General features: G+C 71.3%; 13 protein-coding genes. 6 read left to right on the top strand and 7 right to left on the bottom strand.

What is annotated here, in order from left to right:
• Nucleotides 1–131: 131 nt before the first annotated feature.
• Nucleotides 132–1,595: a M1 family metallopeptidase gene (locus ACIP93_RS02060; RefSeq protein ID WP_345221486.1), complete on the top strand. Its 1,464-nt coding sequence runs from the start codon at nt 132–134 to the stop codon at nt 1,593–1,595.
• A 134-nt stretch (nt 1,596–1,729) separates the two neighbouring features.
• Here the strand turns inward: ACIP93_RS02060 and ACIP93_RS02055 are convergent, their stop codons facing one another.
• Nucleotides 1,730–3,292, bottom strand: a complete 1,563-nt coding sequence (locus ACIP93_RS02055) for a M4 family metallopeptidase (protein WP_401754656.1) — start codon at nt 3,290–3,292, stop codon at nt 1,730–1,732.
• Nucleotides 3,293–3,600: 308 nt separating this feature from the next.
• Between ACIP93_RS02055 and ACIP93_RS02050 the strand changes: the two genes are divergently transcribed.
• A complete protein-coding gene (locus ACIP93_RS02050; protein ID WP_401754653.1) occupies nt 3,601–4,413 on the top strand; it encodes a hypothetical protein in 813 nt (270 codons plus the stop codon).
• 6 nt (nt 4,414–4,419) lie between these two features.
• Here the strand turns inward: ACIP93_RS02050 and ACIP93_RS02045 are convergent, their stop codons facing one another.
• The 4 genes from ACIP93_RS02045 to ACIP93_RS02030 form a co-directional block, all read right to left on the bottom strand.
• Complete coding sequence (locus ACIP93_RS02045; protein ID WP_401754650.1) at nt 4,420–4,998, bottom strand: DUF6879 family protein; 579 nt, start codon at nt 4,996–4,998, stop codon at nt 4,420–4,422.
• Complete coding sequence (locus tag ACIP93_RS02040; protein ID WP_401754647.1) at nt 4,998–6,206, bottom strand: methyltransferase domain-containing protein; 1,209 nt, start codon at nt 6,204–6,206, stop codon at nt 4,998–5,000. Before ACIP93_RS02040 ends, ACIP93_RS02045 begins: the two co-directional genes overlap by 1 nt.
• Nucleotides 6,203–6,352, bottom strand: a complete 150-nt coding sequence (locus tag ACIP93_RS02035) for a hypothetical protein (RefSeq protein ID WP_401754644.1) — start codon at nt 6,350–6,352, stop codon at nt 6,203–6,205. Before ACIP93_RS02035 ends, ACIP93_RS02040 begins: the two co-directional genes overlap by 4 nt.
• 87 nt (nt 6,353–6,439) lie before the next feature.
• Entirely contained in the window at nt 6,440–7,111 is a 672-nt protein-coding gene (locus ACIP93_RS02030) for a hypothetical protein (protein ID WP_401754641.1), read from the bottom strand.
• A gap of 124 nt (nt 7,112–7,235) precedes the next feature.
• Between ACIP93_RS02030 and ACIP93_RS02025 the strand changes: the two genes are divergently transcribed.
• Nucleotides 7,236–8,657 carry a multiprotein-bridging factor 1 family protein gene (locus tag ACIP93_RS02025; RefSeq protein WP_401754638.1) on the top strand — a complete coding sequence of 474 codons (1,422 nt, stop codon included), beginning with the start codon at nt 7,236–7,238 and terminating at the stop codon, nt 8,655–8,657.
• Here ACIP93_RS02025 and ACIP93_RS02020 read toward each other — a convergent pair.
• Nucleotides 8,654–9,466 (bottom strand): alpha/beta hydrolase, encoded by an 813-nt coding sequence (locus ACIP93_RS02020; RefSeq protein ID WP_401754635.1) that lies wholly within the window; start codon nt 9,464–9,466, stop codon nt 8,654–8,656. The genes ACIP93_RS02025 and ACIP93_RS02020 overlap by 4 nt on opposite strands.
• A gap of 279 nt (nt 9,467–9,745) precedes the next feature.
• On the opposite strand from ACIP93_RS02020, the gene ACIP93_RS02015 reads away from it, so the two are divergent.
• A complete protein-coding gene (locus tag ACIP93_RS02015; protein ID WP_401754632.1) occupies nt 9,746–10,654 on the top strand; it encodes a hypothetical protein in 909 nt (302 codons plus the stop codon).
• Between the two features lie 26 nt (nt 10,655–10,680).
• Here the strand turns inward: ACIP93_RS02015 and ACIP93_RS02010 are convergent, their stop codons facing one another.
• A complete protein-coding gene (locus ACIP93_RS02010) occupies nt 10,681–11,697 on the bottom strand; it encodes a LuxR C-terminal-related transcriptional regulator (RefSeq protein WP_401754629.1) in 1,017 nt (338 codons plus the stop codon).
• Between the two features lie 335 nt (nt 11,698–12,032).
• Between ACIP93_RS02010 and ACIP93_RS02005 the strand changes: the two genes are divergently transcribed.
• A complete protein-coding gene (locus ACIP93_RS02005) occupies nt 12,033–12,410 on the top strand; it encodes a hypothetical protein (protein ID WP_401754626.1) in 378 nt (125 codons plus the stop codon).
• Between the two features lie 92 nt (nt 12,411–12,502).
• Nucleotides 12,503–13,483 carry an LLM class flavin-dependent oxidoreductase gene (locus ACIP93_RS02000; protein ID WP_345221504.1) on the top strand — a complete coding sequence of 327 codons (981 nt, stop codon included), beginning with the start codon at nt 12,503–12,505 and terminating at the stop codon, nt 13,481–13,483.
• Nucleotides 13,484–13,540 lie beyond the last annotated feature (57 nt).

Raw genomic sequence — 13,540 nt, 5'->3', positions numbered from 1 at the left:
GGCCGTACGGGCAGCCGCCCGCGAGGTCATACGGGGAGCCGCCCCCGAGGTCGTACGGGGAACCGCCCCCACTCCCCACCCTCCGCTCCCGAACCCGCCCGCCCCGCCCCCGCCCCGCCTAAGATCGGGGGATGCCCTCCCGCCGACGCCGCCCCCTCCGCGCCCGTGCCGCGACCGTCGCCCTCCTCCTCGCGGCAGCGGTGAGCGGCTGCACCGGCGAGGGCGTCCCCACCGGCGGTCCCGGTGCGCACGGCCTGCGCGACCCCCTCTTCCCCAAGCTGGGCAACGGCGGCTACGACGTCACCCACTACGCCATCGACCTCGACTACACCCCCGCCGGCAACCGCCTCAAGGGCACCGCCACCATCACCGCGAAGGCCACCCAGGAGCTGAGCGCGTTCAACCTCGACCTGGCCGGCCTCACCGTCGCCTCCGCGACCGTCGAGGGCGAGCCGGCCGCCGCCCGCCGGGCCGGTACGGAGCTGACCCTGCGCCCCAAGCGGGACCTGCGCAAGGGCGAGACCTTCACGGCGGTCGTCCGCTACTCGGGCACGCCGCGCGAGATCAAGGACGTCGACGGGGCCCGCGAGGGCTGGCTGCGCCCCGAGGACGGAAAGCTCTCGGTCGCGGTCGGCCAGCCCACGGGCTCCATGGCCTGGTTCCCCGGCAACAACCACCCCTCCGACAAGGCGACGTACGACATCACCGTCACCGTCCCGGCGGGCCGGACGGCCATCTCCAACGGGGAGCTGAAGAACCCGCCCCGCACCGCGAACGGCCGCACCACCTTCGCCTGGCAGATGCGCGAGCCGATGGCCGGCTACCTCGCGATGGTCGCGGTCGGCGACTTCGCGGTGTGGGAGTCGAAGGCGACCGCCGAACTCGCGGACGACGAGGAGACGGTGACGCGGACCGTCCCGGTGTACGCGGCGGCCGAGCGGTCCGTGGACGCCGAGAGCCTCGGGCTGCGCAAGGAGATCCCCAGGATGATGGACTGGGCGGTCACCTACTTCGGCCCGTACCCCTTCGACTCGATCGGCTCGGTCGTCACCCGGGGCGAGGGGGACGTCGGGTACGCCCTCGAATCCCAGACCAAGCCGGTCTACGCGGGCGTCACCGGCAACGACGGAGCCCTGGAAGAGGCCCAGTTGCACGAGATCGCCCACCAGTGGTTCGGCAACTCGGTCTCGCCCAAGGACTGGCGGGACATGTGGCTCAACGAGGGCTTCGCGACGTACGCGGAGTGGCTGTGGACCGAGGACGAGGGCGGCCGCACGGCCCAGGAGTCCTTCGAGGCGGCGTTCGGGGACGACGCGAACTGGAAGTTCCCGCCGGCGAGTCCGCCCGGCCCCCGGAACGTCTCGGGCCACCCGGTGTACGGGGGCGGCGCGATGGTCCTGCACAAGATCCGCCAGGCGGTCGGCAACGACGCCTTCTGGGAGATCCTGGAGGAGTGGCCGGCGAAGTACCGGGGCGGGAACGCGTCGACCGCCGACTTCACCGCGTACGTCGAAGGGAAGACGGACGCGGATCTGTCGGCGGTCTGGGACGTCTGGCTGCACGGGGGCGTACGCCCCGCGACGCCCGACGCATGACGCCCGACGAATGACGCCCGACGGCTGCCGCCAACGGCTGACGCCGGGGGCCGGCACGCACCGGCCGGCACGCACCGGCCGGCGCCCACCTGCGGACGCCCACCTGTGGACGCCCAACGGCCTTCGCCCGGGGGCTACTTCACGTTGACCCCGGTCCAGGCGGCGGCCACGGTCTTCGCCTCGACGCCGTCCGCGCCGTACAGGTCGCCCGCCGCCTTCAGGGTCGCCGCACGGGCGCCCCGGTAGTCCGTGGTCGACGTCATGTACGTCGACAGCGCCCGGTACCAGATCTTGTACGCCTTCTCCCGGCCGATGCCGGTGACCTTCGACCCGTCCTTCGTCGGCGAGTCGTACCGCACGCCGTTGATCTCCTTGGCCCCGCTGCCCTCGGCGAGCAGGTAGAAGAAGTGGTTGGCGATGCCGGAGGAGTGGTGCACGTCCACGTCCCCCGCCTTCTCGTCCCAGTAGTCGAGCGACGTGCCGTCCTTGCTGGGCTTGTCCATGTACCGCAGCGGCGAGCCGTCCCCGTTGATGTCGATCTTCTCGCCGATGAGGTAGTCGCCGACGTCCTCCTTGTTCTTGGCGAAGAACTCGACGGCGGTGCCGAGGATGTCGGAGGTCGCCTCGTTGAGGCCGCCGGACTCGCCCGCGTACTCCAGGTTGGCGGTGGCCGCCGTCAGCCCGTGCGTCATCTCGTGCCCGGCGACGTCGATGGCGGTCAGCGGGTGGGTGTTGCCGACGCCGTCGCCGTACGTCATGCAGAAGCAGCTGTCGTCCCAGAAGGCGTTGACGTACGCCGCGCCGTAGTGCACCCGGGAGTAGGCGGCCCTGCCGTCGCCCGCGATGCCGTTGCGCCCCAGCTCGGACTTGTAGAAGTCCCAGGTCGTGGCGGCCCCGTACGCGGCGTCGACGGCAGCCGTCTGCGGGTCGTCGGCCTTGCCGTTGCCCCACGTGTCGTCGGCGTCCGTGAACAGCGTGCCGGTCCCGGACTGCCCGCCCTTGAGGTCGTACGTCTTGTGCCCGCCGCGTTCGCCGTCCGTCAGCTCGAAGCCCGAGCCGCCCTTCGTCGTGGTGAGCGGCACCTCGCCGCTGTACATGCTGCCGCCGCTGCCGGTCTCGATCTCGTCGAACTCGTACAGCTTCTTGCCGGTGTCGGCGTCGGTGACGGTGTGCAGCCGGCTCGGGGTCCCGTCCTTCTTCGTGCCCGACTTCACGGTCTCGAAGGCCAGCACGGGCCTGTCCTTGATCGCGAAGATCACCTTGCGGGCGGCCGCGGCCGCCTTCAGCTTCGGCGTCGTCGACGCCACGGCTATCTTCGCGTCGGTCGCACGGTCGACGCCCTTGAGCTTTCCGCCCTCGGCGACGTGCGCGACGAGGTCGCCGCCGAGGACGGGCAGGCCGTCGTACGTCCGCTCGTACCGGGTGTGCACGGTCCCGTCCGCGTCCTTGACGACATCGCGGGCGACGAGCTTCTCACCGGCGCCGAGACCGAGCTCTCTGGCCGCCGAAGCGGCGTTGGCCTGGGCGGACTTGATGGCGGTGGCCCGCACCTCGGCGGCGGAGGTCGCGGGGGCCTGCCGCGCCGGGTCGGGCACGGCGGCCGCCGTCCCGGCCTGCACGCCGACGACCACCATGGCGGCCGCGGCGGCGAGGGCGGTGGCGCGGACAGAGTTCTTCCGTGAAACGTGGGGGGTCATGCGCTCTCCATCACTCGTTCCGTGGGGGGTAAGAGCTGAGCGATGTGAGAGTGACACCGATCGACCGTTGTTGACCGTGTGCCAACAATTGCCTCACAACCTTTTGACCATCCCTTGCCCCTTGATCGTTTGCCGGGGACCCACTTGTGGCGGAAGTCGATCAGTAGGCGGACAACTGGTGTGCGATGGGCTGAAGTTGTGCAGGCGGCGGAGGGGGTGCGGTACTCATCCGCACGCGTCCGCCCGGGGCCGTCACCTGAGTACGAACACCCATGCGGGGCCGGAACCGGCGGGCACACCATGTCCCCATGCGAACCGAGATCCCCGCACGGCCCTTCCCCAGGCCCCTGCTGACGACCGCCCTGGCCGCCACGGCCGCCGCCGTCCTCCTCCTGACCGGCTGCGGAACCCAGCGGGCGGCCTCGGACGACCGGGCCGGGGGCGGGAGCGCCCGGCAGGCGGGCACCGCGACCGGTGCCCCGGCGGCGGACCGGGCGAAGGAGAAGACCCCGGCGGGCACCCCGGAGGCGGAGGCCCGCTTCCTGGACCTGATCGGCCGCGCCCTGAACGCCTGCGACCCCGACGCCCCGACGGACGAGCCCCTTCCGCCCGACGAGGACACCCCCACCGACAAGGGCGCCGTGCCCCGCCCCGAGGACCTGCCGGACCGGGAGGCCGCCACTCCCCGCTACGGCCCCGACGAGACGCCCCCGCCGGTCCCGCTTCCGACGGACGGCCCGGACGGCACCGAGCCGCCGGGCCCGACGACCGGGCTCCCCCCGTCCCGTGACGAGATCCCCCTGCGCGCCGTGGAGAAGTGCGAGGGCGACTTCCACAGGCAGCGCATCACGAAGGCCTTCCGGACCTCCCCGCCCCCCGAGCCCGCCTCCCACCCCGCCCTCCACCGCGTCCTGACGTCCCTGGACTACCTGCCCTCCGGCATCCACCGGATGCCGGACCACGGGGGCTCCCCCCGGGTGCGCATCGACCTGCGCTTCATGGGCGGCAACCTGGTCCTGGAGGTCACCGCCGCCCCGGACGGCGTCCGCGTGGACCCCTTCGGAGCCTCGGAACAGGAGGAGCTCAAGGTCACCGACGTCCTCCGCAAGGGGGCCTCCTGACCCCCTTCAGCGCGGAACGTGCTCGGCGAGCGTGTCCAGGCCATGCTCGGACGACGGCATCTCGTACGCGTCGTGCGGTACGGCGCGAGCCCAGACTGCCGCGAAGGCGGTGGCGCAGAGTTCCGCGACGGCAGGCTCCTCTGTGTCCTCACGGGCGGCCCAGTCGCCGTCGCCCGTGAAGTGGTTGAAGCGGACGAAGTGCCCGTCGATCAGCCAGAAGTCGTTGCCGGGCAGGGCGAGCCCGGACGCCCGCCGCCTGGGCAGCCAGCGCACGTCCTCGCCCGCGCCGAGGTTGACCACCGTGGAGCTGTGCTCGTACCTGATGTACGCGCTCACCGGCTCGGACACGATGCGCGCGCGGCGGACCACCACGCCCCGGGCGACGGTGCGGCTGATCAGTGACACCCACGGCTCCCAGTACGGCGAGGCGGGATCGGTGTCGCGGTCACCGGTGCGCTGCCAGTGGGCGAAGCCGACGGCCTCGTCCGCGACGCCGTACGTGTCGCGCATTTCAAGGTGGTACGCCGACTTCCGCGCGGAGTCGAGGAGTTCGTCGAAGCTGGGCGGTGCGTCGTTCTGGTACATCACACGTCTCCCTTGTCCTGTCGGCTGTCCTGTCGGCGCACGGCCGATCCGTGCACCGGTACGAGTCGTCCGGGTTCGTCCAGCCACACCCGTTCGCCCTGGTCGTCCACCGTGAGACCGAACCGCTCGAACCCGGGACGCTCCTGTTCCGCCCACCAGTCCCAGGCGGCCTCCACCTCCTCCCACAGCCGCCGCGCACCCGCCTGGACCACGCGGAACGAGGCGTGTCCCGGCTTGTGGTCCGCCGTCGCCCACGCCGTGACCCCCGTGTCCATCAGCCGCAGCCGGTACGCGTCCCCCTCGCCCGGCTCGACCCGGCAGAACAGGTCCGGAACCTGCACCCCGACGGCGAACATCTGCACCCAGTCGCCCACGTCGTCCGGCGACAGCCGGGTCCATGACGGCACCCCTTCCCCCTGTTCGGCGAAGGCCCGCGTCGAGGGGAGCGACTTGCGTTGCGCGCTCATCCGCATGAACGCCGACGACCCGACGAACGGGCCCTCCGCCGTACCGTCCTCGCTGACCGTCAGACGTACGACGGCCTCGCCGCCGTACGTCGGTCCCCACGGGGCCACGATGACGCCCCCCGGCACGGTCTGCTCCCGCCAGGCCGGGGGCACGCACCCCACCGAGCAGGTGGCGAGCACGCGATCGTACGGAGCACGGTCCGGGAATCCCCGTGCCCCGTCGCCCACGTGCACCAGGGGACGCAGTCCAGCCCGCTCCAGCCTCGAACGCGCGGCCCGCGCGGTCTCGGGGTGCACCTCGACGGACACGACGTTCTCCCCGCCGAGCCGGTGCGCGAGCAGCCCGGCATTCCATCCGGTGCCGGTCCCGATCTCCAAGACCCGCGATCCCTCGGCCACCTGGAGTGCCCCCAGCATCCGGAACACCATGCTGGGCATCGAGCTCGAACTGGTCGGCATCCGTCCCCGGCCCGGCCCGCTGAACGCTCCGTCGTCCCACTGCGTGGTGATCGGAGCGTCCCGGTGGACCGCCTCCCACCACACATCCGGCTGCTCGTCCCGGATGACGCGGTCCTCCTGCCGGTTCATACCGGCCCGGCCCGGCCAGATGACCTGGGGAACGAAGAGGTGCCGGGGCACGGCCCCGTACGCGGGCAGCCAGTCCTCCGTCAGCGCGCCGGCCGCACGCAGGGCGTAGGCGAGCCGCGCGGGTCCCGCTTCCCCGCCCTCGTGGCCGCTCATTTGCCGTCCGCCGGGTGCTGGCCGTCATTGGTGTTGCCGCCCTCGTCGGAACCGCCTCCGCCATGCTTGTTGCCGCTGTTGCTGTCGTCCTGTTGGCTGCCGCCCTGGCCGGTGCCGGTGCCGCCGTCATGCTTGTTGTTGCCCATCGGAGTACCTCCGTCATTGGTGGGTGGTTTCGCCCGCGCGGTGCGGGCACCGGCACGGCGGCCGGATCGCGTCGTACAGGGGGCCGCTCACGGGAGCCGCTCGTTCACCGGGCGGCAGCGGGGTGCGCCGTCGCTGTCGGCCAGGTGTTCGGCGAGGGGGAGGAGGCGGTACGTGGCCGTGCAGTCGGGGCAGGCGTGGATGTGCCCGCCGCCGACGCTCCCGCTGTGAATGATCCCGGCGATGACCGGTGTCCCGGTGTCCCGCTTGCACCAGGCGCACCGTTCACGTGGCACCGCCCCGGCCCGTTCGATCGCGTGCCGGCCACGCTCGATGAGGGCCCGGACGCCGGGTGCGGTGCAGAGCGGCGGCTCTTCTCGAACGGGCGAGGTCCAGTGCGGGCCGGGCGCTCCGATCCGGTCGGGGTGCGGCACGCCGAGCCACGCCCCGCGCCCCAGGCAGATGCCGAACGCGCAGGTCCAGGTCTCGGTGGTCTGCGGCGGGACGAGGGCGTAGTACACGTCGCTGTGCGGGTCGAGGATCAACGGGCGGCCGGCCACCGCGTTCGTGGCGAGTGCGGCCCGCACCAGCACCCCCGCAACCCGCACCGCGTCGAACCGCCGCCCGAGCGGCAGCACCGCGACGCCCCGCTCCGTCCACTCGGCGTGGACCTGCGCGGGTGCGTCCGAGATGTGCGCCAGCCAATCCGCGGTGTCGTCCTGGTGTCTCGTATGCCGACCCGCACCGTTGTGTGCCGTCACGGTCCTCATCCCTCTCGTCTTCCTCCGGCTGGTCACGGTCTGCCTCGTTCAGGTGCGCCGTCCACACGGATCGCGGCGGCCTTGGACCAGTGCAGCCCTTTGCCCCCTACGAGGTCGAGGCCGGATGGGCGGACAGATCACCGGACACCTCGGCAGTGGAAAGGCCATTCGTTGGCAGACCGGCCAAGGCGCTGGCTACGGTGAGGGTCTGGAACCGGGGGTGCCCATGCCTGAACCAGCGGTAGGCAACGTGAGGTTCGTCGCCGCCCGCACACGACGTGGATGGCACACGCAGGAGGATTTCGTCGAGGCGTACGACGCGGCAGCGCAGGCCATGGGCGAACGTGCCAGGGTCTCGGTACGCCAGGTCAGACGCTGGGAGTCGGGCGAGTCGACATGGCCGAACCGGGATGCCCGCCGGGTGCTTCAAGCCTTGTTCGGGTGTCCGCTCGACTCTCTGGGCTTCGTCCGTTCCCGCTGCCCGGCAGGACGGAGCGGTACCGAGCTTGCGGCACAGCTCGAAGCGGCGGAAGGCGTGCGCCGCAGGACGTTCTTCGGCGGAGTTCTCTTCGGGTCCGCACCGCTCTTCGACCTGGCGGCCCTGGAACACCTCACCGCTGCGGCCCGCGACGCCCGTCGCTACAGCGACCACGAGCTGGTCGCCCACTTGCGCGCCGCTCTGGACGACGCTGCCCGGGCGGACGGGCTCACCGGCCCCCACCATGCCCTCCCCGCCACTCTGGGCATCCTGTCCGCGATCGACGGCACCGCTCGCGAAGCCCGGCCCGATGTGCGTCACGCCCTGCTGCGCCTCGGGGCCCGTGGCGCGGAACTCGCAGCCTTCCTCCACCGGGACGCGGGCGCTCCCGCCCCGGCGACTGCCTACTGGCACCATCAGGCCAAGGAATGGGCGACCGTCACCAGCGATGGCGCGATGCACGCATACGTACTGTTGCGGCAGGCACAGGCCACAGAGCGACCGGAGTCGGCTCGCATGCTCGACCTCGCCCACGCGGCCACACGCGGACCGTGGACCCTGCCTCCGCGCCCGCGTGCCGAAGCGCTTCAACAGGAGGCCCGTGCCCTGGCTCTCACCGGTGCTCCAGTGGACGACGTCACCCGCACGCTCGACCGCGCACATGCCGCACTCGATCAGGCGGACCCGGTGTCGGAGACCGCTACGTGCACGGGACCGCTGGGGGAGAACTACACCCGTGAGCGCCTCATGGTGCAAAGAGCGATCTGCTACCGCGAGGCAGGACAGCCGGAAAGGGCCGTCGCCCTCTTCCAGCAGCACCTGACTCCTCAATTCGGCACGCGCGACCGGGCTTTCTTCACTGCCCATCTGGCTGGGGCACTGGTCGCGGCCGGGGACCCGGACGAGGCGGCGAACGCCGGTTTGTGCTCGCTGGCCCTGGCGTCCGACGCCCGATTCGGACAGGCTCTGGCCGAACTCCGCCGCACGGACGCGGCGTTGCGCCCCTACCTCCGCCTGCCGTCCGTAAGGGAGTTGAATGACCGGCTGAACGAGTTGGCAGCCGCCTAGACGGTGAGGAACCGCGTCACACGCGTGATGACCTCGGCCTGCCACGCCTGTGACTGCGGGTGCAGGTACTTCGGGTCGTCGTGCACGGCGAAACCGTGCTGCGCACCCTCCAGCTCGAACAGTTCGACGGGGCCGCCGAACATCGGCAGGTGCGTGCGCGAGGACTCGACGGGAACGAACGTGTCGGCGGTGCCGTGGACCACCAGCACCGGGGCGCGCACCGCGCCGAGGATGGCCTCGGTGTCGAGGTAGAACACCTCGTTCAGCAAAGCCCGGTTCAGTTCGAACGGCGACCGCTCGGTGAACCCGTACTCGTCCAGGTGGGCGGCTGCCTCATCGGACAGGTAGTCATCGGCCCAGCCGGGACGGGAGGTGACGTACCTCTCCCGGTAGTCCAGCCGCGGGTTCAACAGCACCAGGCGACCGACGTCCTGCGGCCGGTGCGCGGCATGCAGAGCGACCGCCCCGCCCGAGAACGAGGCCGCGATCACGTGCACCGGCCCGGCCTGCCCGGTCTGGGCACGAAGGTGGTCACAGGCGGCGCGCACGTCGTTGGTCACCGCAGCGATCGTCAGCTCCGACTCACGGCCGCCACTGGCGCCGTGGGCGCGGAGGTCGAACCGCAGGCTGGTGATTCCCGCCTCGGAGAGCCCGTCGGCCAGGCGCGCGAAGAACCCGCCCTCCTCACGCGTGACCCCGGACCCGTGAACCAGCACCGCAGCGCCGATCGGAGGGGCAACAGCCGGGGAGATCGTTCCGGACAGAGCGGTCCCGTCCAGTGAGGAGAACGACGTTTCGTGTTCGACCATGCCCCTGATGCTAGGTACTTGAGACCCGGGCGGCGAGGTTCGAGATTTTTTTGCTGGGAACGGTGGGTGGGACTCATCCCGCCCACCCACCCTTTCGCGGGCGCGTGACGCGTGCGTCGGCGTCAACTGGGCGCGGACGTCCGCGAGATGACTTTTCGTGATCGGGTCGCGACCACGCGTTGCGAGCGTGTACCGTGCGTCACGACAGAGCGACCCCCATGCGGTGCTAGGCACACCACACAGGGGTCTGACCAACGAGATCGTAAGGAGCGATCCCCCATGGCTGTTCAAGAGCTTAGTCGTACCCTGCACGCCCCCGCCCACCCGATGGCCAAGCCCGGGTACGGGAAGAAGGCCGCGCCCGATCAACTTCCGCTCGACGGCGGCACCTTCGCACACCTGCCCAGGCGTGAGGCGTCCATCGCCCGGTACATCGACGGGCTTCCCGAAGGCGCCGACATCAGCATCAAGACGCTGGCCAGGGAGATGGAGGCGTACGGGCAGATGGCCATCGGCAGTGCACTCAGGTATCTGACCGCCGCCGGGCATCTGCGGCGGTTCCGCGAGGAGGTGTGGGTGGAGCGGGAGGGGTACCGCCAGGTCACCCGGACCTGGTTCTCGCGGACCGCGCGGCACGAGCACTGGTGGCGGGCGCTGGTCCTGGGCGACGTGCCCGAGAGCGGGAAAGAGCATGACGTGCCCGTGGACGAACCGGGGGAGGCCGAGCGGCGCGGGTACGACGCGCTGGCGCGGGTCGCGCGGAATGAGCCGCAACTGCCCCTGTCCGCCGCGTCCTGCGGGGCACTCGCGCCGCTCGCCGCCGAGTGGTTCAAGCGGGGGATGAGCGAGGCGCAGTTCGTGCGGACGCTGACCTTCTGCCTGCCGCAGCCGGTGCGCCATCCGTTCGGGTTCGTGCAGCGCAGACTGATCGACGAGATGCCGCCCGAACTGCCGGGCCCGGTGCAGGGGCTGATCGCCATGGAGTGCACCGGGTGCGGCGTGCCGGGGCCGGCCGAGGCCCTGCCCGGCGGGCTGTGCGGACCCTGCCGGAGTACGCCGTACGCCCGCCCCGAGAAGGGGTTGCCCGCCGACGTCGTACGCGGAAAGGCCGAGCGGATTCGGCGGGAGATCCAGCAGACGCAGGGGATGCGGGGGTACGGGCGAGGGCCCCGGCCGCCGCGTCGCTGACGCGGGTGGCGGCCGGGGCCTCCGGGTCAGGTGAGCCAGCCGCGTTCGTGGGCGATCAGGGCCGCCTCCACCCTGTTCGCCGCTCCCAGGCGGCGCATCAGGGTGGCGAGGTGCTTGCGGTAGGTGCGGATCGAGACGCCGAGGTGGCGGGCGGCGGTTTCGTCCTTGTCCGCCGTGCGCAGGAGGGCCAGGACCTTGCGTTCGATGTCGGAGGGGAGGTCGGTGTCCTCGCCGGGGAGTTCGTCGGCGGCCTGCCACATGCGCTCGTAAAGGGTGATCAGCGTGGAGACCAGGCCAGGCTCCCTTACGAGGAGTGCGCCCTTGGCGGTGAGGGTGGGGTCGATGGGGGTGAGTGCGGCCTGCCGGTCGACGATGATCACGCGTTCGATGGGGTGGTGGGAGACACGGATCTCCGCTCCGTGCGTCACCAGTTCCCGCGTGTACGCCAGGCTGGCCTCGTCCTGCAGGACCGCCGCCCCCAGGATCATGCGCATCCGCACCCCGCGCCGCAGCAGCCGCATGTTGATCGGGCGTGAGACGGTGATGGACTCCGGGGACATCACGCCGCGCGGGTGCGTGGTCAGGTCTTCGGAGCGGGCGAAGAAGGTCAGCTCGTCGATGGCTTCCCGTACGGCGTCGATGCCGTACAGGTGCGTGATCATCTGGTTGTTCTCGGAGCCGGTTCCGGCGTGCGGGGACGGGGTGGCCGCGCGGCGCTCGCGGAAGAGGGATTCGAGGACCGCACGCTGGGTTACCTCGCCCTCCAGTTCCTCGCGCAGGGCGCGCAAGCGGCCGTCTATGAGGGCGTCCACGGCTCGGGGCGGCGGGACGGGCCGTACGACTCCGTTGGCAGCGCGGGAGGCCAGGCCCAGGGTCACCAGTCGGTCCAGGTCCGGGTCCCGGAGGTCCGGGTCCTGGAGTTCCGGGTCCTGGGATTCCGGGTCGGGGTGCTCGGCGGCGGGGCGCTCCGGGTGCTCGGCGGGCGGGCGGGTGGATTCGCGGCGGAGGAGTGCGCGGTAGAGGTGGTCCTCTCTCTCGCTCACCCCCAGAAACTCCAGCAAGTGCGGCATTTTCGTCTTCCCCCGTGGTCGAGCGGGCACCACATCTTTTACTGGATCTTCAAGTGATGATCGAGGGTTGTCAACGGAGGTTGCTGACGGAGTGTCAGGCTCCATTTACGGGGGCGGAGTTGTCGCGCGGGCTCCGGCGGAGGGTTTGTGAGGGCCCGATGGCGATCGCTGCACGATGAGGAAAACGAAGGTGCAGCAAGCTGCGCGCATATGCCCTCGTGACCGGCCCCCGCAGACGGCAAAGTCGTTCTCGCAAGGAAGCACCGCAGGAACACAGCGAAACCGCACCGAGCAACGGGGAGATCATCGTGAACAGCAACTCGTCCTACAGCCGGCTTTCCCGCCGCAGCGCGCAGGTCGTGATCGGTCTGCTGACCACGGGGGTTCTCGCCTTCGGTGCACAGGGCGCGGCCCAGGCGGCCGACAACAACGACTGGGAGGTGCCGGGTGCCCGTGGGTCGGTGGCGCTGAAGGTCGAGAACAACGACTGGGAGGTGCCGGGTGCCCGTGGGTCGGTGGTGCTGAAGGTCGACAACAACGACTGGGAGGTACCGGGCATCCGTGGGTCGGTGGTGCTGAAGGTCGACAACAACGACTGGGAGGTGCCGGGTGCCCGTGGGTCGGTGGCGCTGAAGGTCGAGAACAACGACTGGGAGGTGCCGTCGCCCGGCCCCGGTGGCAAGTAGCCCCCACCGGCCGCCGTCGAACCGCACCCGCCCGCCATGACCCGCCGACCACGGCCCGCCCGCGATCACGACCGAGGAGACCCCGACCGACCATGACCGACTACTCCGTTCTCCTGCCCTGCGTCCCCCGTCGACTGGAGCAGGCGCTGCCCTTCGCAGGACTGGTCCAGTGGACCGGAGCCACCCGGCTCTGGCAGGGACAGGCCATGGTGATGGAGCCGCACCAGACCTTCACGGGGCTGGCCGGGGCCGGGTTCAGGGTTCCGACGGGCTTCGGGGTCACGCTGATGCCGCTGCGCCACCCGTACGAAGCCGCCCTCCAGGCCCGGTCGGTGGCGCTGGCCACCGGTGAGTCGGTGATCGCGGGCTTCGGCCCCGGCGCCGCCGCCTTCCAGGCGAACATCCTCGGGGCCCCGTACGCCAAGCCGCTCCAGGTGGCGCGGCAGTACGTCACCGCCGTGCGCGGTCTGCTCGACGGCGAGACGGTCGAGATGGACGGTCCGCACTACACCTTCCGGGGGCAGCTCGCTCCGGCCGTGGCGCCCAGGGTCGACGTCGGCCTCGGGGTACTGCGGCCCGGCATGGCCAGGCTGGCGGGTGAAGTGGCCGACGTCGTGATCACCTGGCTGACGCCGCCCGCCTACCTGCGGGAGGTCATCCTGCCCGCGGTGGAGGAGGGTGCGGCCCGAGCGGGACGCACGACGCTGCCGAGGATCGTCGCCATGGTGCCCACCGGGCTCCAGAAGGACGGCCGCGAGGGCGACGTGCCCGAACGGCTCGCGGTGATCGGCAACGCCCCGCACATGCAGGCCCCGCACTACTTGGACATGCTCGGCCGGGCCGGCGTGGACGTCCGCTCGGGAAAGCTGGAGGACGTGGCGCGCGGTGTCGTGGAGACCGGCGCGTTCGCCGGCGGCGACCTGCCTCAGGTGGTCAAGGCGCTCAAGGCCTTCGAGGAGGCCGGAGTCGACGAGATCGTGCTCAACAGCACCGCCGTGCACAAGCTCTTCGGCACGCAGGAGACGCTCTCCGACCTGTCGACGATCCTCAAGGCGGTCGTGGCGCCGCACTGACCGGCACCGGCCCCCGGGGCTCCGGCCCCCTGACATTCAGCACCTGACATTGACCCG

Source organism: Streptomyces sp. NPDC088745 (assembly GCF_044751045.1).
GTDB lineage: Bacteria > Actinomycetota > Actinomycetes > Streptomycetales > Streptomycetaceae > Streptomyces > Streptomyces cremeus.
This window is presented reverse-complemented; position numbering and strand designations above follow the sequence as displayed.

Excerpts from the sequence above, each read along its gene's own strand:
- ACIP93_RS02060 (WP_345221486.1), top strand. The coding sequence starts at position 132 with ATGCCCTCCCGCCGACGCCGCCCCCTCCGCGCCCGTGCCGCGACCGTC.
- ACIP93_RS02055 (WP_401754656.1), bottom strand. The coding sequence starts at position 3,292 with ATGACCCCCCACGTTTCACGGAAGAACTCTGTCCGCGCCACCGCCCTC.
- ACIP93_RS02050 (WP_401754653.1), top strand. The coding sequence starts at position 3,601 with ATGCGAACCGAGATCCCCGCACGGCCCTTCCCCAGGCCCCTGCTGACG.
- ACIP93_RS02045 (WP_401754650.1), bottom strand. The coding sequence starts at position 4,998 with ATGTACCAGAACGACGCACCGCCCAGCTTCGACGAACTCCTCGACTCC.
- ACIP93_RS02040 (WP_401754647.1), bottom strand. The coding sequence starts at position 6,206 with ATGAGCGGCCACGAGGGCGGGGAAGCGGGACCCGCGCGGCTCGCCTAC.
- ACIP93_RS02035 (WP_401754644.1), bottom strand. The coding sequence starts at position 6,352 with ATGGGCAACAACAAGCATGACGGCGGCACCGGCACCGGCCAGGGCGGC.
- ACIP93_RS02025 (WP_401754638.1), top strand. The coding sequence starts at position 7,236 with ATGGGCGGACAGATCACCGGACACCTCGGCAGTGGAAAGGCCATTCGT.
- ACIP93_RS02020 (WP_401754635.1), bottom strand. The coding sequence starts at position 9,466 with ATGGTCGAACACGAAACGTCGTTCTCCTCACTGGACGGGACCGCTCTG.
- ACIP93_RS02015 (WP_401754632.1), top strand. The coding sequence starts at position 9,746 with ATGGCTGTTCAAGAGCTTAGTCGTACCCTGCACGCCCCCGCCCACCCG.
- ACIP93_RS02000 (WP_345221504.1), top strand. The coding sequence starts at position 12,503 with ATGACCGACTACTCCGTTCTCCTGCCCTGCGTCCCCCGTCGACTGGAG.